The sequence below is a fragment of the Streptococcus dysgalactiae subsp. dysgalactiae genome, assembly GCF_900459225.1.
Classification (GTDB): domain Bacteria; phylum Bacillota; class Bacilli; order Lactobacillales; family Streptococcaceae; genus Streptococcus; species Streptococcus dysgalactiae.
Genome location: NZ_UHFH01000003.1, coordinates 1,820,646 through 1,843,269, shown reverse-complemented (window position 1 = coordinate 1,843,269; position 22,624 = coordinate 1,820,646). Strand labels below are relative to the sequence as shown.

Genomic DNA, 22,624 nt, shown 5'->3' with positions numbered 1-22,624 from the left:
CAATTAATACATGAATAAAAACAAGTTATTAAGAGTGATGATGCTACTAAGCCTTTTAGCTCCAACTGCTGGAAGTGTGACGGTATTAGCTCAGGATGCTTTGCCTGAAGTCAATCAAGCAACTGCGACAAGCACTGATGACGTCACAAGTACTGACTCGGACTCTCAGAAAGAAAAAGACCCTAATGTGACGACAGAAGATCAAGCTAACCCAGTTTCATCAGACGATATTTCTGCCAAATCTGATGTTCTTAATCCTGCAGAGCCTACTCGTCCAGAACCTGAAGACCAAACAGATCAGTCAACAACACCTAATGATACTATTCCTGGTCAAGATCAAGGGCACGACAAGACTCCTAGCAGTCAAGAGCCATCTAAAACACCTCAGGAAAGCCCTGTTCCCGTTAGCCCTGCACCACAAGTTCCGGCAACTGTGACACCTCTTCCGTGGTCACCTTTTGCCTCTGATTTAAATTTGGAGATACCAGTACTTCCATCCGTTAATACTTATGCGGCCTATGTGGAGCATTGGAGTGGTAAAGATGCTTATACGCATAATCTCTTATCCCGTCGTTATGGCATCAAAGCAGAGCAAATTGATGGTTATTTGAAATCAACAGGCATTTCTTATGATAAAACTCGTATCAATGGTGAGAAATTGTTGCAATGGGAGAAAAAAAGTGGACTAGATGTCCGTGCCATTGTTGCTATTGCCATGTCAGAAAGTTCTTTGGGAACCAAAGGTGTTGCTACCTTACTTGGTGCCAATATGTTTGGTTATGCGGCCTTTGACATAGACCCAACACAGGCGAGTAAATTTAACGATGATGTGGCTATCATAAAAATGACTCAAGAAACTATCATCAAGAATAAAAATACTAATTTTGCCCTTCAAGATGCAAAAGCTGCTAAGTTCTCACTAGGACAGTTGAACTTTGCGACTGACGGTGGAGTTTACTTTACTGACATCACTGGAAGTGGTAAACGTCGTGCCCAAATCATGGAAGATATGGATGAATGGATTGATGCTCATGGAGGCACCCCAGCTATCCCAGCAGAATTGAAAATTCAATCTTCTTCGAGCTTTGCAGAAGTGCCAACAGGCTACAAACTCTCTAAGAGTTACGATGTTTTGAGTTATCAAGCATCTAGTTACGCTTGGGGTCAATGTACTTGGTATGTTTATAACCGCGCCAAAGAACTGGGCTACCAATTCGATCCATTCATGGGAAATGGTGGGGACTGGAAATACAAGGCAGGTTATGCTCTTTCTAAGACACCAAAAGTTGGTTATGCAGTATCTTTTGCGCCAGGTCAAGCTGGTGCTGATGGGATGTACGGCCATGTCTCTATTGTGGAAGATGTCAGAAAAGACGGCTCTATCCTTATCTCAGAATCTAACTGTATAGGCTTAGGAAAAGTATCCTACAGAACATTCACTGCCCAACAAGCAGACCAATTGACCTACGTGGTTGGTAAAAAATAAACGGTAATCACTTTTCTCCAGACTCAATTCTCTTAAATGAGAGTTGGGTCTTTTTTGAGTGGTATAGGTTTGATAAATGCTAATCTGTCTGAGAAAGTGCTCTTAAAATCATCTTGACAAAGTAATCACAAAGTGTTAAATTAAGTGCAGTTAATAAAAAAGTTCATAACTTTATAAAATTTTTAGAAAGTTGATTGAAAATGAAAAAAATCAGCAAATACACCCTTATGGCAATGTCAGCTCTATTGCTGGCGCATTCTAGTCAAATCGTTAATTCCGAAGAACGTTTGGTTCCGTCGCAGCTTGTCACGACGATGAAACTAGCTCAGGATGTTCTCTTGTTTGAAGAGATTGGCCCTTACGCTGATCAATCAGCGGGAAAAGAATACTATAAACATATTGAGAAGATAATTCTTGATGAGGAGATTTACGAAAAAGGATTAGAAGGCGACCGTAGTTTTGACATCAATTATCAAGGGATTAAGGTAAATGCTAAGCTAATAAAAGATGGCAAGCATGACTTGATTATTGTCAATAAAAAGGATGGTGGGATTTTAGTCAACTTTGAAAAAACCGGTAATAAAGTGACCTTTTTGTCTGCTCATAAACTAGAAACAACAGATTCGCTAGACGACGTTAATCAAGACTCTGCTCTTGATTACAAATCAACAAAAAAAACTGAGACCAAGAGTGCTCCGTCTGGTCAAACAGCTGACGACTTTTCATTGATTACAAAACTTGTTGAAGAAGATGGGGCGATTTTATTTCCAGAAATTGACCGTTATTCTGATCATAAGCAACTGAAAAGCTTTATTCAGCAAATCACAGAAGTTAGGGTTAATGACGAACGGTATAAGGATTTGATTTCGGATGCTGTTAAGGGTACTCAGGGATTTGTGTCTAACATGAAGGGGCTTTACCTTGGGGCCAAAGCTTTTAAAGATGGGGAAAATAAGATTGTCCTGTCTTCTAAAGGATTTGAAGATATTCTGATTACTGTTACCAGAAAAGACGGGCACTATCATTTTGTGTCGGCTAAACAAAAGCAAAGCACAAGCCCTGATGAAAATCCGTCATCAGAACTGGATATGACATCGCTGGAAAGAGCTATGGCAGAATCGGATGCCATTATCGAAAAAGAAAGCAATAAAGAGTTGGTCAAGGACTTGTCTGAGAAGCTTCAGGTGATTAAAGAATCTTACAAAGATATTAAAGACAGCAAATTACTTGCGGATACCTACCGTCTCTTGAAAGATGCTATTAAGGCTTATCAAATGGCTGATTTATCTATCAATAATCTCACTGCGGGGACTTATACCCTGAGTTTTAAGGCTAACAAGGAGAACACGGAAGAATCCTCTATGTTACAGGGAGCTTTTGATAAAAAGGCCAAATTGGTGGTGACAGAAGATGGTAAGATGGAGCTTTCTATGCTCAATACCGCCTTGGGAGATTTTTTGATTGATTTCTCAATTGAGAGCAAAGGGACTTATCCAAAGGCAATCCGAACCCAAGTTGGGAAACGAGACATTAATAACAACTATATCCGAAGTGAATTTACTATGCCTATTGATGATTTGGATAAATTACACAAAGGTGCTGTATTGGTATCGGCTATGGGTGGACAAGAAAGTGACTTGCACCACTATGACAAATACACCAAACTTGATATGACCTTTGAGACAAGTATCAGTAAGGGGTGGACAGGCTATCAGGCAGAAATCGATGACAAGGAAAAAGGAGTCGGTTCAGAGCGGCTTGAAAAGGTCTTGATTAAGCTGGGCAAAGACTTGGATGGAGATGGTAAATTATCAGTAGCTGAATTAGGTCAAATTCAAGGAGAGTTACGACTAGACCACTATGATTTGACGGATATTTCTCTTTTGAAACATGTCAAAAATGTAACTGAGTTGCATTTGGAAGGGAATCAGATTACGGCTATTCCCAAGGAAACCTTTAGTCAGATGAACCAGTTGCGTTTCTTGAACTTGAGAAGCAACCTCTTAACAACTCTTGACAAGGAAACATTTGCTCACAATAGCCAGCTGAGAGAACTCTATTTATCAAGTAATGTTCTGTCGGGTATTGAAGAGGGAACCTTTGAGACCCTAACCCAGTTGGATCAACTAGACCTGTCTAAGAACAGGATGAACGCTCTTAGCAACAGTGTCTTTAAAGACTTATCTCGTTTAACATCTCTAGCCTTGTCTGAAAATCAGCTGGATACCATTGCTAGTCATACCTTGACTCCTATGACTAATTTAACCTTCCTTGATCTTTCGGAGAATAAATTGGCAGAGTTACCGGACGGCTTGGATCAGCTCAGTCAGTTGGAAACTCTTAACGTTCGTCGGAATCAACTGATTTCGGTGGATAAAATTGATTTTGCCAAATTATCTAAGCTAGCTAATTTGGATTTATCATCTAATGAGCTGACAAGTCTGTCTCAGGGGATTTTTGCGCACAATAATAAATTAATTAAGATAAATTTATTTAATAATCTGTTAACCAGCCTTAAAGAAACAGATTTCCCTTCTGTAGCTAAGTTAAATTTGGATTTACGTTTCAACCATTTGACAGATATTAGTCAAGAGCTAAAACATTTGGTTGGAACCAATAAAACTACTCCTCAAAAGCAGTTTGCTAACCTAGAGGGACAGTTAAACGAAGATAATATCTTCTATAAACAGAGATTGAGCCTATTAGATTTATATTACTGGGAACACAAAACAACCTCGGCGCGCGATGAAGAAATTTCAACTATTGAAGAGTATCAACAATTGTTAAAAGAAAACGAAGCGGATGTGACTTCTTTGATTAATGATATGAAGTTAGATTGGAATATTATTATCCAGTTGCAGAAAAAAACGTCGAACGGGCAATATGTCACGGTCCAAGAAAGAGTCCTGGCCAACGATCCTAAGGATGAATTAGAAGGCAGTTTTGCTCTCAAAGGGGCAGGAACTTATCGTATTCGCAAAGCCATTTTAACCAAGGAATTTGCTAAGAAACGCGAGCACATCTACTTGGTGTCAAATGATCTTTTGGTGACAGAAGAACAGGCACCCAAACAAGAAACTGGGACTCAAGAGGGAATATCCTCCCTTAACAAGGATCAATTGAAAGATGGGGTTTACTACCTCAACGCCAAAATGTTGAAGACTGATCTGGTATCAGAGTCAATGTCAAATAAGGCGATTAATAACCGCGTCACCCTTATTGTGGAAAAAGGGGTACCTTACTTAGAAATTGAATTTAAGGGCATGACAGTTGGTAAGATGTTAGGGTATCTTGGAGAATTGAGTTTCTTCCTTGACGGTTATCAAAGAGATTTAGCTGGAAAGCCTGTCGGTCAGAAGGAAAAAGCTGGGGTCATTTCTTATGTGACCGATGCCACAGGTAATCCGCTTGAGGATGCTTATGGAAAACAATACCCTAAGGTGCTTCGCTTTAAATTGATTGAACAAGCTAAAAAAGATGGTTTGGTACCACTGCAAGTTTTTGTTCCTATTATGGATTCTATTTCAAAAGGTTCAGGCTTCCAAACGGTCTTTATGCAGCTGGATTGGCAAAGTCTCACAACAGACAAGAGCAAGATTACAGAAGAAAAACCTTCTCAAAGAAATACTGGGGAAGCGTTGCCTGTAGGTCCATCAATAGATAAACCGACTGTAAAACAAGAAACTTCAACAGCACCTCGTCAATCATCAGGTGCTGGAATAGCTAACTTAACAGACCTACTAGCTAAGAAGCCGTCTGCTCAAGCTAAGTCAGACGATGCTACAAAAAAAGATGAGTCAACTAAGACGGATAAATTGAAGCGCTTGGTTTCTGATCATCAATCTTCACTTGGCGAACAGCAGTCAACAGGGAAACAATCCACATCAGGCGAGACAAAACGTCATTCAGATCAACTGCCAAAATTTAAAGATAGCCCTAATCGCTATCATCTGATAGCTGGTTTGTCTACATTTGTCATTGCTGTTTTAGGTTTAGTTTTAGGTAGAAAAAAATTATTCAAATAAGCTTCTTCACAAACACTCAGTGATGATTTGTCGGAGCGAATAACATGCCTATAATTGATGTGCTGAAATCGTTGATTTATAGCGGTCGAAGACTAGGTGTGTTTTTCGCGTCTTATAGGCTTATAGATGGATGAGGTGTGTTTAGTCAAGAAAACAGCTAAAATGGTGCAACACTTAGGCGATACCAACAAGGAAATAGATGAGAGGAAGAAATGACAAAGGTGGTAACAAAGCGGATTCTGCAAGGATTAATAGTGGTTATCTTAGGATTATCAGTGATGGCAGGAAAGGTTTTTGCGGATAGGGGGCAAATTTATAGTTGTCTCATTCAGAGAAATTACCGTCATCCGGTATCAGGAGATATTGAAGATAGTGGTGGAGAGAATTCTTTTGACATTGGTCAGGGAATGGTTGAAGGGACTGTTTATCAAAATGGCATGTTAGAGACTTCAGATTCGGGAGACTTGCTGTTAACCTTTCGCATGAGCTTAGCAGATTTTTCAGGAGACTACCATTTCTGGGTGCAGCCTGGGGGTAGAGGGAGTTTTCAAGCAGTAGCTTATAGCATAACGCAACAAGGTACAGATCATAATGGAACAACCAAAGATATCTCTATTAGCCTACCCGATGTTAACTGTGTTATTCGAGGGAGTATGTTTGTAGAGCCAATGGGAAGAGAGGTGATTTTTTACCTTTCTCCTGCTGGACTTGAAGAAGGTTATTCTGGAAATATGATAACGCAATTGGTAACCGACAGAACTGAGCACCAGGACCAACACACTCCTGCCACCAAAGAAGCTTCTGAGAATAAGACAAGAGAGGAACACAAAGCCATTGCTCAGGCGGCTAAAGCACCTGACAAGCCACTAAAACTAAAATCAAAAGCTAAGGCAAAAGGACCTTCCAAATTAACAGGTTCCAAGGGAGCGTCTCAGGTAGGATTGGTGACCTCATTAGACAAGAATCAAACAAAGGCTCCTGCTCAGAAGACTTTGCCGGTCATTGTTTATTACCTCCCAACTCTTATCTTGATAGTAGGGGGAATGGTGTTATGGATATGGAAAAAGAGAAAAACGAATGATCAAACAATTTAAGTTATTGGCTCTAGCTATGGTAGCTTTTCTTTTAACAGCTTGTGTCAATCAACACCCGAAGGTAATGAAAGCATCTAATGGTCAGAGGATTGTAGCGACTTCGGTTGCAGTTGCCGATATTTGTGATTGTCTAAACCTAGATTTAGTCGGGGTTTGCGATAGCAAATTATATCAGCTTCCAAAACGTTATGACGAGGTTAAGCGTGTTGGCTTACCCATGAATCCTGATATGGAAGTTGTAGCTTCTTTGAAGCCCACTTGGATTTTAAGCCCAAATTCTTTGCAAGAAGATTTGGAACCTAAGTATCAGCAATTGGATACCGAGTACGGTTTTTTGAATTTACGCAGTGTGGAGGGCATGTACCAGTCCATTAAGGAGTTAGGGGAATTGTTTGACCGTCAACAAGAAGCTAAAGCCTTGTGGAAAGACTACCAAGACTTTTACCGAGCTTATCAAACCCAGCGTCAAGGGAAGAAAAAACCAAGAGTGCTGATTCTTATGGGCTTACCAGGCAGTTACTTGATTGCTACCAATCAGTCCTACGTTGGCAACCTCTTAGAGCTGGCAGGTGGTGAAAATGTCTATCAATCTAGCGACAAAGAATTCTTATCAGCTAACCCAGAGGACATGTTGGCTAAGAAACCTGACTTGATTTTAAGGACAGCGCATGCTATTCCGGATAAGGTAAAAGGCATGTTTGATAAGGAATTTGCGGAAAATGACATTTGGAAACACTTTGAGGCAGTCCAAAAAGAGAAGGTTTATGACTTGGATAATCAATTATTTGGCATGAGTGCCAAATTCAACTACCCAGAGGCCTTGGAAACCTTGGCTCAGATGTTTGACCAAGTAGAGGGTAAACAATAGAATGGCAACATTAGATTTACAACAAGACCTAGCTTTTCATGTGAAAAAACGGTTGAAAAGAACAATTTACGTCATCATGTTATGTTTGGCTTTGCTTATTTTGAGTGCTGTGGCCCTCTCCTTAGGGGGCTTATCGGTTTCTTATGGAGCAATAGTAAAGGGCCTTTTTGTGGCTTATGATCCTCAAGTTGCTTTGATTTACGATTTGCGGTTCCCAAGGGTTGTCATTGCTTTACTGGCAGGAGCTGGGATAGCTGTTTCGGGAGTGCTGTTTCAAGCAGTCTTGAAAAATCCGATTTCGGATCCTGCTATTATAGGGGTTTGTAGTGGTGCCAGTTTTTTGGTTTTACTGTCCAGTTTACTCTTACCACAGTTGCTGCTCTATGGTCCAATCTTATCATTTTTAGGTGGGGGAGTCTCTTTCTTACTTATTTATGGTTTAGCATGGAAAAAGGGATTACATCCTGTCCGTATTATTTTAACTGGAATTGCTATCAATGCCTTATTTATGGGGTTGTCAACTGCCTTAACGAGTTTTTCGGCTTCTGCAAGTCCTTTAGTCAATGCTTTATTGTCAGGGCAAATTAGCCAAAAAACATGGGTAGATGTTGGCGTCTTACTTCCCTACACCCTTGTCGGTTTAGGATTAGCTCTGCTATTTTCGAGAATCTGCGATTTGCTGTTGCTAGATGATCAGGTGATTCGCAATTTAGGGATGGACGGTCACCTACTACGCTTGGGGATATCTCTGATTGCGGTGTTACTAGCTTCTGCAGCAACGTCAGTAGTTGGGGTGGTTTCTTTTTTAGGATTAATTGTTCCGCATATCAGTCGCTTACTGGTGGGAAGCAAACATCAGGTGTTAATTCCATTTTCGGCCTTATTGGGAGCCTTTGTTTTCTTGCTAGCAGATACTCTAGGTAGACGTTTGGCCTATCCTTTAGAAATCAGTCCAGCTATTATCATGAGTATTATAGGCGGGCCTTACTTTATTTACTTGTTAAGGAGGTCTGATGTGATATGACAAAGACTGCTTATCATATGAAAGTTCAGAACCTTTCTTTCGGCTATGGGGAAAGGCTTGTCTTGGATGATTTGAACTTTACCATCCCAAAAGGCAAAATCACGACTATTATAGGGGCAAATGGCAGTGGCAAGTCGACTCTTTTGCATCTGTTAACCAAAAACCTTCCTGTCAAACAAGGTCAGGTTTGGCTGGAGCAGGAAGTATTAGACAAGATTTCTCTGAAAGCCTTCGCAAAAAAAGTTGCCGTAGTGCATCAGTACCATAGGATAGTAGATGATTTGACAGTTAGCGAATTGGTTGCTATGGCTAGGCGGGCTCATTGCTCCTTTTTAAAGGCTTTGAGCAAGAAAGATAAGGAGAGAATTGCCTGGGCATTAATGGTGACAGGGTTAAGTGATTATGCTTACCGTGATCTCCAGTGTCTGTCTGGCGGGGAGCAACAGCGCGTGTGGATTGCGATGGCTCTCGCTCAAGAGACAGATATCATCTTTTTAGATGAGCCGACCACCTATTTAGACATCAAGTACCAGATAGATATTCTGAGGCTTATTACCAGAATTAATCAAGACTTAGGGATAACAATTGTTTTGGTTTTACATGACATTAATCAAGCCCTGTCTCTTTCAGATCACCTGCTTGCCTTAAAAGATGGTCGTCTTTATGCACAGGGCCACCCCATAGAACTAGTGGGAGAAACATTTATCCGAGAGGTTTTTGACATTGATCTTCCTTTTGTTGAAAAAGATGGACGGAATTTTGTCATTACCTCGTTGGTCAATGAGACCGATGTTATTAGTAATCAGAAGGAGACATAGAAAGCAAAATAGATGAAGGAAACAAGAAATACGATATCAAAAGAAAAACGACGTTCACTTCTTAAACGGCTGAGAGAGAGGGTTGCCCCGAAGAGGGGCTTGCTTTATGTATCAGCATTTTTAGCTTGGTTACAATTTTTAATGAGGGTTATCAGTTTTTACCTTATCGCCAAAACATTTGCAGCCTTTTGGGTCGGACAAGCTATTGCTTTGGGCTCGCTAGTAGGTTGGTTATTACTTTTAAACATGACCGGCTTCGCCCTTGCTCTCCTGGCCAAACGATTGCAAGGAATCGCTTCACAATTTGCTAGAGATTCGTTGAAACAATCCTTTTTTGAGGCATTTGTGGCGTTAGACGGGCAATTTGATGCCAATGCTAGCAGTGCAGATATTTTGACGCTGGCTTCACAAGGGATTGATAGTCTCGATACTTATTATTCTTACTATCTGTCTTTATCAATGAGAACCAAGTGGAATTGTAGTACGGTTATGCTACTGGTTTGTTTGATTTATCCTTTGGCAGGAGTGATCTTCCTATTGACTTTACCTCTAATTCCTCTATCGATTGTAGCCATGCAAAAGCGGTCTAAGCAAATCATGAGCCAGTACTGGTCTTCTTATATGGATGTGGGAAACTTGTTTATGGATGATCTTAAGGGCCTTAATACCCTCTATTCTTATCAGGTAGCGGAACGCTATGAATGTGAATTTACAACGAAGGCGGAGCGATTTCGAAAAGCGACTATGTCCCTGCTAGGTTTTCAATTACAGGCCGTTGGTTATATGGATGCGGTGATGTATCTCGGCATTGGTTTATCAGGCTTTTTAGCTGTTCAAGCTTTGGCAATTGGGAGTCTTTCACTTTTTCACTTTTTGTTCTTTCTTTTAATCGCAACAGAATTTTTTGCTCCTATTCGTGAGCAAGGCTATGGCATGCATTTGGTGATGATGACGACTAAGATGGCTGACCGCATCTTTACTTTTTTAGATAGTGTTCCAGAAAGAAAAGATAACCAGACAAAAGACTTAGGAGTGTTTAGTCAGATTACTATCAAGGACTTGACCTTGGCATATGGGGAAAAAGTAGTGCTCGATACTATTTCCCTGACGTTGATCAAAGGGCAGTTAACAGCGATTGCAGGCGTTTCCGGACAAGGGAAAACTAGCCTTGCTCAGTTGCTTTTAAAGCGGCAACAGGCTACAAGTGGCCACATTCTTTTTGATGATGTCGACAGTAAAGAGGTGTCAATGGACAGTCTTAATCAGCAGTTGCTTTATGTGTCAGACCAATCTACCCTGTTGAATCGAAGTATTTATGACAATTTAACATTGGCAGCGAAACTGTCTAAAAAAGAAGTGCTGGAATGGATTAACCAACACGGTTTATTGACGTTTATTAATTGGTTGCCTGATGGTCTTGATACACTGGTTGGTAAAAACGGCAATCTGTTGTCACCTGGTCAAAGACAGCAAGTTATTTGTGCTAGGGCTTTGCTTAGCCAACGCTCTCTTTATATTTTTGACGAAGCAACCTCTAGCCTAGATGCTGAGAACGAACGGATTATTGATGGTTTGATTGAGCAACTCGCTAAGAAGGCAATAGTCATTGTGATTACGCATAAAATGTCACGTCTGAAAAGGGCTGATCAAGTGCTCTTTTTAAGTTCAGAACAGCCAGCTTGTTTAGGAAAGCCTCAGGAGCTCTATCGTCATCAACCTTCTTATCGTCAACTCGTTGATACTCAAGAAAGATTGGAGGAATGTCTTTATGGCTAAACAGGCACCATCTACTATGACCTTGGTTGGACGTTTGTTACGTCTGATGAAGGCTCTACTTCCTTGGATTGCCTTGGCGGTAATATTTGCTGTTATGGGTTTTATCATTACTGTTAGTATTCCAACAGGACTGGCTTATTTAGGGTTGTTAGCTATTAGGCAACAGCCAATCCCTATAGGATTTTTACACCTTTTGCTTAGTTTGGCTATTTTACGAGGATTAGCCCGATACGGGGAACATTATTTTGGTCATTTTGTTGCCTTTCATAGCCTGGCTGCTTTTCGGAATATGATTTTCAAGAAATTACGAGCCTTATCTCCGGCTCATCTAGATCACCAAGATAGTGGGCATCTGCTTAAAATGATTGGGGAAGATATTGAGGCCTTGGAAGTCTTCTTTGCTCATACTATTGCTCCTGTTTGCACAGCTTTAGTATCAGCAGGCCTGATGTTTTTCTTTTTTTGGCAGATGAGTTGGAAACTAGCCATCTTAGCGATGTTGACTTATGCCTGTCTGGCTATTTTTATTCCAATTTATTTTGCTAAGCTATTACAGCTTCTGTTGGCAAACCAAAATGAAGGACGAAAGGCTTATCTTTCTTATTTCTTGGAAAGTTTACGGGCGGTCAAAGACCTGTTACAGTTCCAAGTATTGGAAGAGCAGTTTGCCCAATTAACTGAAAAGAGTAAGCTGGTCAATGCCCTTGATCGTAAGGTAGCGCAGGCACAATTCTTACAGATGGCTTTAACCTTTTTCTGGCTTGGGCTCACCATTTTAAGTTTTGCCTATTTAGTGTTTGAGGGAATCCGCCAAGGAGACTTGTCCTTTGAGAGTGGGTTACTATCTTTTGTAGCTTTTACGGCTTCTTTCGCGCCTTTTTTAGAATTAGGCCGCTTACCTTTAGGATTTAAGCGAGCCATGAATGCAGCTAGAAACATTTTTGGGCTTTTAGATCAAATGGTTGTGGTGGATGAGGGGACAGAGGAAGTAGCAGAGATAACTCAAATTGCCTTTGAAGATGTTAGTTTCGCCTACCCTCAGCGTCAAGAACGGATTTTTAAGCACTTATCGGTTGCTTTTTCGGGAAAAGGTATTATCGGCATTCAAGGAGAGTCTGGATCTGGAAAGTCCACCTTGGTGAAACTCATCATGAAATGGTATAATTGGGAGGCTGGAAATATTTTTCTATGTGATGTAGACAGTCGGTTGCTGAGTGCAGCTAAATTGCAGACTAATATTGCCTACGTTCCCCAAACCGCGCAGCTATTCCAACAGACGATTCGTGAAAATTTGACCTTTGGTCAAGCAGCTATTTCAGATGAGGAGATTTGGGATCTGGCTGAGGTTTGTGGTATGAAAGAACGTCTTCTGGCTTGTGAGCAGGGCTTGGACACGGTGATCACGAGTACGACAGATTTCTCAGCTGGTGAAGGTCAGCGACTAGAATTGATGCGAGCCCTCTTGAAACATGCCAGCTGTTATATTTTTGATGAACCAACCTCTCATCTAGATTCTCTAAATGAAGCTATATTCATTGATTTAATCAAGAAACATTGTCAAGGAATGGTCTTTTTGATTTCGCACAGGTCTTCAACCTTGGCTTGTGTTGATCAATTATACGACATGAAAAACGGTACCCTAACAGAGGTGAAAGAACGATGAAACAATTAACCATTAAAGATATTATGACAACGGGCGCTTTTGCCGCTCTCTACTTTATTTGTGTCGGCCTAGGCACCTTGATTGGTCTCTTTTTTGACCGTTCGGGAAACATGTTATACGCCCCGGCATTTGCAGCTCTACTGGGAGGGACAGTTTATTTCCTCCTAATTGTTAAATTACAAAAATTTGGTCCAGTAACCCTATTGGGACTTGTGATGGGCGGTTTTTTCTTTCTCAGTGGCCATTTTTTTGCGGCCATGTTCCCTAGTATCATCTTTGGTTTCTTAGCAGATGTCATCGCATCTCTAGGAAAATACAAATCCAAAGTCCTTAACAATTTGTCCTACCTTGTATTCGCCTTTGTTAATAGCGGTCCTATTCTGTTAATGTGGTTGCTGAAAGATGCTTACGTGGAAAGCTTGTTGGCGCGTGGTAAGGACATGACCTATATCAATCGTGTCATGTACGACTTTAGCTTTGGGCATGTCACTTGGTTCGTAGGGACAGTTCTCGTGGGAGCGTTACTTGGGTCAGCTTTTGCCCATTATTTGTTGCGAAAACACTTTATGAAATCAGGATTGTTATCATGAGGCTTGACATCCGTACAAAGTTATTGTTGTTAGTATTAGCCAATGTTTGCTTCTTTTTTCGTATCGAAGGTTGGCTGGAACTAATGGTAGTAGCAGGTTTATTAGCTCTTTTATATGGCTTGGGCCAAAGAGTCTTATCTCTCAAAATGGGGCTCATTTACCTCTCACTGCTTGCTTTATCTCTTGCACCATTATCAGCTTTACCATCCTATTTTTACCATTTATTAAGTTTTTTGCCCGTTGTGGGGAAGTTGATTTACCCCTCTCTGCTGGCAGCTTTGATTGTGATTAAGACGACAACGATTTATGAGCTGGTACACGGCTTACGCAAATGGCGTCTTCCTGAGGTTTGGTTATTGACCTTTGCTGTTATGTTTCGTTTTTTGCCCATCATCAAACAAGAAACACGCGTGATTCATCAATCCTTAAAAATTAGAGGAATTTTTTTGGATAAATGGGCAGTGTTGACTAAACCAAGGCACTATTTGGAGTATGTGTTGGTGCCATTACTGTTATCTTTACTAAGGAGTAGCCAAGACCTTACGATAGCCAGTTTAACCAAAGGATTGGCGGTCAAAAAAGGTGCTAGCGAATGCTTTATCTCACGCCTAACATGGCAGGATTGGGGGGTAAAATTTTGGATTATCGTCACCATCACCATCATGGTCTTCCAATAATAACAGCTAAAAATCTGAAGTTCGCTTACCAACAAAGTGACAAGGTAGCCTGTCAAGTGAGTCATCAGGAGGTGACTGCTGGTCAGTTGATTGTTCTTTGTGGTCAGTCAGGCTCTGGGAAATCCACGTTTTTGAAATTACTTAACGGCCTAATTCCTGATTATTATACTGGAGCATTGCAGGGCAGTTTAAAGGTTGCTGATTGCCAAGCAGGCAGAGACAGTGTTGAAATATTTTCCCGGTCTGTGGCCTCCGTTTTTCAAAATCCTGCTAGCCAATTTTTCTATCGCGAAGTTCAGCACGAATTGGTCTTTCCGTGTGAAAATCAAGGGCTTGATCCCAATCTGATCATGGAACGTTTGAAGACTTTGGCTCAAGATTTTGACGTTCAAGACGTGTTAACTCGCGATATGTTTCACCTCTCTGGCGGTCAAAAGCAACGGGTTGCTATTGCTACCGCCATCATGCAAGGTACAGAGATTATAGTGTTTGACGAGCCAACTGCCAACTTGGACCAAGCAGGTATAGAAGCTGTCAAAACCTACCTGTGTCAATTAAAGGCAGCCGGAAAGACCATCATTGTAGCAGAACACCGCTTGCATTACTTGACGGATCTGGTCGATGCTTATTTCTATTTTAGTCAAGGCCGTTTGACCAAAACACTGACAAGGGAGGAGTTACTGGCCCTGTCCGATCCAGATCGTCAAGCCATGGGCTTGCGCAGTTTGGACCTCTCTGATGTCATTCCTATTCTAATAGGAAAAAGCAGAAGTCAGCACTATAGCGACAAGGATGACCTTTGTATTCACAATTTAACTGTCCGAGCTGGCTCTAAACGCCTCCGACAGATTGATAAGCTTAGTTTTGCAGCAGGGAAAATTTCAGGTATTATTGGACCAAATGGTTTAGGGAAGTCCCAGTTAGTTGCTTACTTGTCAGGTGTTTTGGAAGATCCAAATGCTCAAATCAGTTTTCAGCATCAAGTGCTGACAGCTAAAGAACGATTAGCCAAAACAAGTCTTGTCTTACAAGATGTCAGTCTACAATTGTTTGCGGAGTCTGTTTTGAAAGAAGTCAACCTAGGGCATGACAAGCATCCTATGACGGAAGCAGTGCTTGAACAATTAGCCTTAACTCATTTGGTTGATCGTCACCCTGCCAGTCTATCAGGGGGCGAGCAACAACGGGTTATGATTGCAGCTAGTCTGTTGTCCGATAAAGAGATTTTTATCTTTGATGAGCCAAGTAGTGGACTTGATGTGTTGCAGATGCACGCCCTGGCTAAGCTTCTTAAAGAACTAAAAAGCCAAAACAAGGTGGTTATTGTGATATCACATGATGAAGAACTTTTGAGTCTGGTCTGTGACAGCATTTATCAACTAACCCCTTGAGCAGAGGTAAAAACTTCTTGAATGGTCAAGAGGCTTTTATCTGAAAATAAGTTGAAACTCTTGTATAATAGATACAAGAGTTTTTGTGAAGGGAAGAAAAATGTTATTAACAGCTCCGATTGCTCACTTAAAAGGTCTAGGACCCAAGTCAGCAGAAAAATTTCAAAAATTAGGTATTTATCAGATAGAAGACCTTTTGCTCTACTATCCTTTTCGTTATGAAGATTTTAAGAGCAAGTCGGTGTTAGAGCTGTTAGATGGTGAAAAATCCGTTATCACAGGAACCCTTGTGACCCCGCCGAATGTGCAATATTACGGGTTCAAACGAAACCGGCTGACCTTTAAAATCAAACAAGGAGAGGTAGTGATAGGGGTCAGTTTTTTCAACCAACCCTATTTACAGGATAAATTAACGCTGGGCAATGAAGTTGCTGTTTTTGGAAAATGGGACCAGAAAAAAACAGCTCTAACAGGTATGAAATTGCTGATGACTGTGGAGGAGGACTTGCAACCAGTTTATCATGTAGCTCAGGGAGTCAGTCAAGCAGCACTCATTAAAGCCATTAAAGCGGCTTTTGATAGTGGTGCTTTAGACGAATTGAAAGAGAATATTCCAAATCGTCTCCTTGAAAAATATCGGTTAATGCCCAGACAAGCGGCTGTTTATGCCATGCATTTTCCTAAAACCTTGACTGACTATAAGCAGGCGTTGAGGCGCATTAAGTTCGAAGAACTCCTTTATTTTCAACTGCGACTGCAGGTCTTGAAACAAGCCAATAGGTCAGAAGACAGTGGATTAGCCATCGCACTTGATCAGGAAAAAATAAATCATCAAATTGCTGCTCTGCCATTTCCTTTAACTCAAGCGCAGGAACGTAGTTTACAGGAAATTTTGAGGGATATGCGTTCAGGTGCCCATATGAATCGGCTGTTGCAAGGGGATGTTGGTTCTGGGAAAACAGTTATTGCTAGTCTTGCCATGTATGCTGCTTATACAGCAGGGCTTCAATCGGCACTAATGGTGCCAACAGAAATTTTGGCTGAGCAGCATCATGATAGTCTAATCAAACTTTTTCCGAACCTCTCTATTGCCATTCTGACATCAGGTATGAAGGCTCCTGAAAAACGGACGACTTTAGCAGCCATTGCAGATGGGTCTGTGGATATGATTGTGGGGACCCACGCGCTCATTCAAGATGCCGTTCAATATCACAAATTAGGGCTTGTTATCACAGATGAGCAACACCGATTTGGAGTGAAACAACGCCGTATTTTCCGCGAAAAAGGTGATAATCCAGATGTGCTCATGATGACGGCAACCCCTATTCCAAGGACACTAGCTATTACAGCTTATGGAGAAATGGATGTTTCTATTATTGATGAGTTACCAGCTGGTCGAAAACCTATTGTCACTCGCTGGGTTAAGCACCAACAATTGGACACCGTTTTGGCTTGGATGAAAACGGAACTGGAGCAAGGGGCACAAGCCTATGTGATTTCGCCTTTGATTGAGGAATCTGAAGCTTTGGACCTTAAAAATGCTGTGGCTTTGGAGGTTGAATTAAAAGCTTATTTTAAAGCATCAGCCCGTATAGCCCTTATGCATGGTAAGATGAAGGCAGACGAAAAAGAAGCCATTATGCAGGCTTTCAAGGCTCAAGAGATTGATCTCTTGGTATCAACAACAGTCATCGAAGTTGGTGTCAATGTTCCCAATGCTAGTATCATGGTCATCATGGATGCGGATCGTTTTGGACTTAGTCAACTGCATCAGCTTCGTGGCCGTGTCGGACGTGGTTACAAGCAGTCCTATGCGATTCTAGTAGCTAATCCTAAAACGGAATCAGGTAAAGAACGCATGACCATTATGACAACAACCAATGATGGTTTTGTTCTTGCTGAGGCAGATCTCAAAATGAGGGGCGCTGGCGAAATATTTGGAACCCGCCAATCAGGTCTTCCCGAATTTAAAACCGCAGATATTGTAGAGGACTACGCGATTCTGGAAGAAGCTCGCAAAGTAGCGACGATGATTACCTCAGAGCCTCACTGGGAGCAACAGAAAGAATGGCAGATGGTGCTGAATTATCTTGATACGACTGCAGACTTTGATTAAGAACAGGGGAGCATTGATTATTTAGGGCTATTCACCTTTACCTTTTCCAAAAGTGTGAGTTGAAGTAACTAATGAGAAATGTTTTTTTGAAGAATAGCTGCGCTACGGCACATGCTATCTCACTAATAGAGTTGGAAAGAGCTAAGTCTATCTCTATTTGATATAATATGAGCATCATGGGACGAAGGAGACATCAAATGGAGTTACAGAAAATTGGTCAAACGGACTGTCAAGGCTCGCGTATTGCACTTGGCTGTATGCGTCTAGCAGCTTTAGACCTCACCTCTGCTAAAGAGGTCTTAAAAACGGCAGTGGATACGGGTATGACCTTTATTGACCATGCGGATATTTATGGTGGTGGCCAATCTGAAGTTCGCTTTAGAGACGCCGCCAAGGCCTTAGGGTTATCCCGTGATCAGTTTACCTTGCAGACCAAATGCGGTATTCGTGATGGCTATTTTGATTTTTCTAAAGAGCATATTCTGTCATCGGTCGATGCAAGTTTAGAAAGGTTGGGAACGGATTACGTGGACTTCCTTGTTCTTCATCGTCCAGATGTCTTGGTCGAGCCTGAGGAGGTGGCAGAAGCCTTCAGCCAACTTAAAAAAGCTGGTAAAGTGAAACACTTTGGAGTTAGTAATCAAAATCGTTTTCAAATGGAACTGCTACAAACCTATTTAGACGATCCTCTGGCAGTCAATCAATTGCAATTATCACCAGCTCATACTCCCTTATTTGATGCAGGGTTGAATGTGAACATGCGCAATCAAGCTGCTATAGACCGTGATAATGGGACTATCGAGTATTGTCGATTGAACCAAACCACTATACAAGCTTGGTCGCCTTTCCAAATTGATCTGGGAAAAGGTCTTTTCGCAGGTCATCCTGATTATGTCGCTTTAAATGCAACCCTTACTCGTTTAGCGGACCATCACCAAGTTTCTGTGGAAGCCGTAGTGATTGCTTGGATTTTAAGACATCCTGCCAAGATGCAAGCTATTGTTGGGTCCATGAGCCCTGACAGGCTCAAAAAGATTTCAAAGGCTACCCAAATAGCACTTAGCCGTCAAGATTGGTATGCTATTTATCGAAGTGCAGGGAATGCCTTGCCTTAACGAAAAAAATTCCCGCTAAACCATTAGTGGGAATTCTTTTAATAGCTAGTTAGCCTTCAATATAATCTTTTAATGCTTGCCCCCTAAGCCCAGCATTGAGGGCGATTAAGAGTTTGAGGCGGGCCTTAGGTGCATTTAACTCTTTCACAAACATGACGCCAGCCTCTTGTAACATGGCTCCACCTCCTTGATAAGCATAAACTGGCTCCGCCATCCCATTGAAGCAACGAGAGACAAGAACGACAGGGATACCTAAAGCAATCAGACGTTTAATTTCAGTGACTGCTAGAGGGGGAACATTTCCAGCTCCTAAAGCTTCAATAACTAACCCCTGGATGCGATCGGGTGTGAGGAGGCTTAAAATACTCCCGTCTCCCATTCCCGCATAAGCTTTAATAATAGGAACCGTTCCAGAAATACTGCGAATATCAAAGCGAACCCGGGGTTCGGCAGTTTTAAAAAAGAGGAGGTCATTTTTCATAACCACTCCTAGTGGACCATGAGTTGGTGTTTGAAAGGTAGAAATGTTAGTGGTATGGGTCTTTGTGACGTATTTAGCAGCATGAATTTCATCGTTCATAACCACTAGGACGCCCTTACCTTTAGCTTTGTCACTACTTGCTACTCTAAGGGCAGTAAGGTAATTGTAAATCCCATCACTCCCAATTTCATTTGAGGATCTCATGGCTCCTGTGATGACAATGGGCAAGTCGGCAGGCAAAGCCATAGTATCTAAGAAATAGGCTGTCTCTTCCAAAGTATCGGTTCCGTGGGTAATGACCACAGCATCTACATGCTCTGCCTTTTTTTGGATATAATGATAAATGCTTAGCATGTGATAAGGAGTAATGTGAGGACTTGGAAGGTTTAAAAACTCCACCACAGTAAGGTGAACGTCTTGGGTTGTCAAGCCAACTTGAGTCATAGGATTCTGTTGATTTGGGGTTACTTTCCCAGAATTATCAGCCTGCATGGAGATAGTTCCCCCAGTGTGTAGGACAAGGATTTTTTTCATTTTATTGGATACTTTCTTTAATTAAAATTAATTTTGGACGATAGCTTAGTTTAAGGAGAAAAATAGTATAAATTTTTTAATTATTAAACCTATTTTACTATGTTTTTGATAGAGTTGCACTTAAATTGTCGTAAACTAAACTTCTCTGAGTATCTTACACATTTCTCGATAGTCAAAAGTTGAATCATCAAAAATGTTGTCAGAATTTTTCTAAATGCTATGCTTGAGTGTCATCTTTAAAGATATAAGTAGTTTTTAGAGAAATTAGCAGAGATATTCATTAATCATTTCTGAAAATCATTTTATCATATACCTCATGAATCACTATCTTGTTCACATTTATTTCTTGTATATTCTAATATTTAATTGGTTTTAAAAGGGCGATTGCTTACCTAAACCGATAAAAATGACGTTTACCTATATTTAGGAAGTGGTTTTAAAATAAGATATTTAATCATTAATCGGTTTAGTGATTTGAATTTTCGTATTTCAATTATTTTTGAGAAAATCAACTGCAAATACCGAACCTTTTAAACAAAATTACCAAATTATATTTTTATTAAATTTTTAACAAATGGCAAAAAAATAAAAAAACTATTTACTTTAATAAATGTTGTATGATATAATGAATTATAAAATTTAAAAAGGAGTGGTTGCATATGAAAAAATATGTGAAGATTTTAGGATTGTCAAGCTTAGCTGGTCTTATGTTGATGGCTAGCCTCGTAGGTAATGAAGCTAGTGCAATAACCTCAGATAGTGGAAACCAGTACAGAAGTGTTGGAAAAGAATATCGTGAGCCAGCAGGACCACATTTAATGATTAACATGATGGGGGTCAATAATAAAGGCGATTATATTCTAACCCCTCCATTTATGGAGATTAATTTAAAACCTGGAGAAGTTGTGGATAAAGAAGCGATTCTTAAGTATATTCAGTGGTCAATATATGCAGTTACTGTTGATAAATATCGTATTGTCAAAATTCCAGAAGATGCACAAATTCAAGTGACTTACTATGATAAAGCTGAAAAGGATTATGTGACGAAGTCTTATCCAATTACAGAAAGTGGCTTTGTAGTTCCAGATTTATCTGAATATAAGAAAAATCCTAGTTTTAATTTAGTGGCAGATATTGAGATTGAAAAAGTAAACTAATTAAGAAGAATGCCTAATTTTGTTATAATTAGGCATTTTCTGTTAAGTAACATCGAGCTCTCTTAATATCAAAAATGCTAAAAGGAATATTAGGACTCAAAATCATTCCACTCATTTGAGGTAAAAAATAAATAAACTTTTTGCTGGATGTTTACAATTGTTTCAATGTTGCTTCATTTTGCACCGTTAAAAGTAGGTATTCTATACCTAAAGTTTAATAGATTGTTGGTTTTGTTGTTTTTAAAAGATGAATGATAGAGATGATAGTGTTAAAATCTAAACATCTTAAGTTAACAAGTAATTTGTTACAGATAAAAAATGGTTCATATCTATGTTAAAAATGTGATATAATCTATTCTATCTTAGTATAGAAGAGAGAACAGAAGGTTTTGACAATAAAAGCAGTCTTTTTCGACATTGATGGAACCCTTCTCAATGATCGCAAAAATGTCCAAAAAACGACACAAAAAGCTATTCAACAGTTAAAAAAACAAGGCATTATGGTTGGTTTAGCAACTGGTCGTGGGCCTGGTTTTGTGCAGCCTTTTTTAGAAAATTTTGGGCTTGATTTTGCTGTTACTTATAATGGGCAATACATTTTGACCCGAGATAAGGTTCTCTACCAAAATCAACTGCCCAAGTCCATGATTTATAAGATTATTCGGTATGCCAGTGATAAAAAAAGAGAGGTCTCTTTGGGGACTGCTTCTGGTTTAGCAGGGTCTCGCATTATTGACATGGGAACTAGCCAATTTGGGCAAGTGGTTAGTAGTATTGTGCCTAAAAGCTGGGTGAAGACGGTTGAGGGGAGTTTTAAGCATTTGGTTCGTAGAGTCAAACCTCAAAGTTTTAGCAACCTGGTGACCATTATGCGTGAGCCGATTTACCAGATTGTGCTAGTGGCATCAGCTGACGAAACCAGTAAGATTCAAGAAAAATTTCCCCACATCAAGATTACACGAAGTAGCCCTTATTCTTTAGATTTGATTTCGGTAGACCAATCCAAAATCAAGGGAATTGAGCGTCTAGGTCAGATGTTTGGATTTGAGCTATCAGAGGTGATGGCCTTTGGTGACTCAGATAATGACTTGGAAATGTTATCAGGTGTTGGTGTTGGTGTCGCCATGGGAAATGCCGAAGCTGTGGTTAAAAGTGGTGCTCATTTTACCACCGCTTCAAATAATCATGATGGCATTTCTAAAGCTTTGGCTCACTATGGACTCATCCATTTTGATGTGGAAAAAAGCTTTAAGAGCCGTGATGAGAATTTTAATAAGGTTAAGGACTTCCATCGTTTGATGGATGGAGATACGATTGAGACACCAAGAAGTTACGCCTTGACAGAAGCAGGACATCGCGCTGATTTTAAGGTTGAAGAAATCGTGGAATTTCTCTATGCTGCTAGTAAGGGAGATAAGCAGCAGTTTACCCAATCTCTCCTCAATTTACATGGAGCCATTGATAAAGCTGCCAGTAAAGTTCAAGATAAAAAACGAACAGAGTCACCATTGGTGGGGCAAGTGGACGCCTTGGCGGATCTCCTCTATTTCACTTACGGTTCATTTGTCTTAATGGGGGTTGACCCTCAGCCTATTTTCGAGACGGTGCATGAAGCTAATATGGGTAAGATTTTTCCTGATGGTAAGGCTCATTTTGATCCTGTCACGCATAAAGTTCAAAAGCCTGATGACTGGGAAGAGCGTTATGCTCCTGAATCAGCGATAAAAAAAGAACTAGATAAACAGCTCCAAAAATCCTTGCAGCGGCTTGAAAAATAAATCGGATGGTTAAATGTCCTTCAATAGCATA

General features: G+C 40.5%; 16 protein-coding genes. 15 read left to right on the top strand and 1 reads right to left on the bottom strand.

All coding sequences use genetic code 11. The features are described from left to right. Positions 1 to 10 precede the first annotated feature (10 nt). The 13 genes from DYD17_RS09445 (at position 11) to DYD17_RS09385 (ending at position 18,643) form a co-directional block, all read left to right on the top strand. Positions 11 to 1,486: a CHAP domain-containing protein gene (locus DYD17_RS09445; protein WP_003052610.1), complete on the top strand. Its 1,476-nt coding sequence runs from the start codon at positions 11 to 13 to the stop codon at positions 1,484 to 1,486. 200 nt (positions 1,487 to 1,686) lie between these two features. Further along, positions 1,687 to 5,511: an NEAT domain-containing protein gene (locus DYD17_RS09440; RefSeq protein ID WP_115276464.1), complete on the top strand. Its 3,825-nt coding sequence runs from the start codon at positions 1,687 to 1,689 to the stop codon at positions 5,509 to 5,511. A 212-nt stretch (positions 5,512 to 5,723) separates the two neighbouring features. Beyond that, the gene (locus DYD17_RS09435; RefSeq protein WP_003052605.1) at positions 5,724 to 6,605 is read left to right on the top strand and encodes a heme-binding Shp domain-containing protein; all 882 of its coding nucleotides are present in this window, start codon (positions 5,724 to 5,726) and stop codon (positions 6,603 to 6,605) included. After that, a complete protein-coding gene (isdE, locus tag DYD17_RS09430; RefSeq protein WP_115253117.1) occupies positions 6,589 to 7,473 on the top strand; it encodes a heme ABC transporter substrate-binding protein IsdE in 885 nt (294 codons plus the stop codon). Before DYD17_RS09435 ends, isdE begins: the two co-directional genes overlap by 17 nt. 1 nt (position 7,474) lies before the next feature. Beyond that, positions 7,475 to 8,497 (top strand): FecCD family ABC transporter permease, encoded by a 1,023-nt coding sequence (locus DYD17_RS09425; RefSeq protein ID WP_115253116.1) that lies wholly within the window; start codon positions 7,475 to 7,477, stop codon positions 8,495 to 8,497. Further along, positions 8,494 to 9,315, top strand: coding sequence for an ABC transporter ATP-binding protein (locus DYD17_RS09420; protein ID WP_115253115.1), 822 nt, complete (start codon positions 8,494 to 8,496; stop codon positions 9,313 to 9,315). The genes DYD17_RS09425 and DYD17_RS09420 overlap by 4 nt, the downstream gene beginning before the upstream one ends. 12 nt (positions 9,316 to 9,327) lie before the next feature. Beyond that, positions 9,328 to 11,091 carry an ABC transporter ATP-binding protein/permease gene (locus DYD17_RS09415; protein WP_115276463.1) on the top strand — a complete coding sequence of 588 codons (1,764 nt, stop codon included), beginning with the start codon at positions 9,328 to 9,330 and terminating at the stop codon, positions 11,089 to 11,091. Then, entirely contained in the window at positions 11,084 to 12,754 is a 1,671-nt protein-coding gene (locus tag DYD17_RS09410) for an amino acid ABC transporter ATP-binding/permease protein (RefSeq protein ID WP_115253113.1), read from the top strand. The genes DYD17_RS09415 and DYD17_RS09410 overlap by 8 nt, the downstream gene beginning before the upstream one ends. Next, positions 12,751 to 13,344: an MptD family putative ECF transporter S component gene (locus tag DYD17_RS09405; protein WP_115253112.1), complete on the top strand. Its 594-nt coding sequence runs from the start codon at positions 12,751 to 12,753 to the stop codon at positions 13,342 to 13,344. Before DYD17_RS09410 ends, DYD17_RS09405 begins: the two co-directional genes overlap by 4 nt. After that, positions 13,341 to 14,021 carry an energy-coupling factor transporter transmembrane component T gene (locus tag DYD17_RS09400; RefSeq protein ID WP_003052587.1) on the top strand — a complete coding sequence of 227 codons (681 nt, stop codon included), beginning with the start codon at positions 13,341 to 13,343 and terminating at the stop codon, positions 14,019 to 14,021. The genes DYD17_RS09405 and DYD17_RS09400 overlap by 4 nt, the downstream gene beginning before the upstream one ends. Then, positions 13,958 to 15,412 carry an ATP-binding cassette domain-containing protein gene (locus DYD17_RS09395; RefSeq protein ID WP_174221712.1) on the top strand — a complete coding sequence of 485 codons (1,455 nt, stop codon included), beginning with the start codon at positions 13,958 to 13,960 and terminating at the stop codon, positions 15,410 to 15,412. The genes DYD17_RS09400 and DYD17_RS09395 overlap by 64 nt, the downstream gene beginning before the upstream one ends. A gap of 100 nt (positions 15,413 to 15,512) precedes the next feature. Beyond that, a complete protein-coding gene (gene recG / locus DYD17_RS09390; protein WP_115253110.1) occupies positions 15,513 to 17,528 on the top strand; it encodes an ATP-dependent DNA helicase RecG in 2,016 nt (671 codons plus the stop codon). A gap of 197 nt (positions 17,529 to 17,725) precedes the next feature. Next, positions 17,726 to 18,643: an aldo/keto reductase gene (locus DYD17_RS09385; protein WP_003052578.1), complete on the top strand. Its 918-nt coding sequence runs from the start codon at positions 17,726 to 17,728 to the stop codon at positions 18,641 to 18,643. A gap of 49 nt (positions 18,644 to 18,692) precedes the next feature. Here DYD17_RS09385 and DYD17_RS09380 read toward each other — a convergent pair whose 3' ends face one another. Further along, complete coding sequence (locus tag DYD17_RS09380; RefSeq protein WP_003052576.1) at positions 18,693 to 19,658, bottom strand: asparaginase; 966 nt, start codon at positions 19,656 to 19,658, stop codon at positions 18,693 to 18,695. 659 nt (positions 19,659 to 20,317) lie between these two features. Here DYD17_RS09380 and DYD17_RS09375 point away from each other — a divergent pair. After that, positions 20,318 to 20,815: a staphylokinase domain-containing protein gene (locus tag DYD17_RS09375; RefSeq protein WP_003052572.1), complete on the top strand. Its 498-nt coding sequence runs from the start codon at positions 20,318 to 20,320 to the stop codon at positions 20,813 to 20,815. 389 nt (positions 20,816 to 21,204) lie between these two features. After that, the gene (locus DYD17_RS09370) at positions 21,205 to 22,593 is read left to right on the top strand and encodes a Cof-type HAD-IIB family hydrolase (protein ID WP_003052568.1); all 1,389 of its coding nucleotides are present in this window, start codon (positions 21,205 to 21,207) and stop codon (positions 22,591 to 22,593) included. Positions 22,594 to 22,624 lie beyond the last annotated feature (31 nt).

Bases quoted from the DNA above. Each gene is read 5' to 3' on its own strand.
- DYD17_RS09410 (WP_115253113.1), top strand. From the start codon at position 11,084: ATGGCTAAACAGGCACCATCTACTATGACCTTGGTTGGACGTTTGTTA.
- DYD17_RS09445 (WP_003052610.1), top strand. From the start codon at position 11: ATGAATAAAAACAAGTTATTAAGAGTGATGATGCTACTAAGCCTTTTA.
- DYD17_RS09400 (WP_003052587.1), top strand. From the start codon at position 13,341: ATGAGGCTTGACATCCGTACAAAGTTATTGTTGTTAGTATTAGCCAAT.
- DYD17_RS09380 (WP_003052576.1), bottom strand. From the start codon at position 19,658: ATGAAAAAAATCCTTGTCCTACACACTGGGGGAACTATCTCCATGCAG.
- DYD17_RS09420 (WP_115253115.1), top strand. From the start codon at position 8,494: ATGACAAAGACTGCTTATCATATGAAAGTTCAGAACCTTTCTTTCGGC.
- DYD17_RS09435 (WP_003052605.1), top strand. From the start codon at position 5,724: ATGACAAAGGTGGTAACAAAGCGGATTCTGCAAGGATTAATAGTGGTT.
- DYD17_RS09440 (WP_115276464.1), top strand. From the start codon at position 1,687: ATGAAAAAAATCAGCAAATACACCCTTATGGCAATGTCAGCTCTATTG.
- DYD17_RS09395 (WP_174221712.1), top strand. From the start codon at position 13,958: ATGGCAGGATTGGGGGGTAAAATTTTGGATTATCGTCACCATCACCAT.
- DYD17_RS09375 (WP_003052572.1), top strand. From the start codon at position 20,318: ATGAAAAAATATGTGAAGATTTTAGGATTGTCAAGCTTAGCTGGTCTT.
- DYD17_RS09385 (WP_003052578.1), top strand. From the start codon at position 17,726: ATGGAGTTACAGAAAATTGGTCAAACGGACTGTCAAGGCTCGCGTATT.
- DYD17_RS09425 (WP_115253116.1), top strand. From the start codon at position 7,475: ATGGCAACATTAGATTTACAACAAGACCTAGCTTTTCATGTGAAAAAA.
- DYD17_RS09415 (WP_115276463.1), top strand. From the start codon at position 9,328: ATGAAGGAAACAAGAAATACGATATCAAAAGAAAAACGACGTTCACTT.
- DYD17_RS09405 (WP_115253112.1), top strand. From the start codon at position 12,751: ATGAAACAATTAACCATTAAAGATATTATGACAACGGGCGCTTTTGCC.
- recG (WP_115253110.1), top strand. From the start codon at position 15,513: ATGTTATTAACAGCTCCGATTGCTCACTTAAAAGGTCTAGGACCCAAG.
- isdE (WP_115253117.1), top strand. From the start codon at position 6,589: ATGATCAAACAATTTAAGTTATTGGCTCTAGCTATGGTAGCTTTTCTT.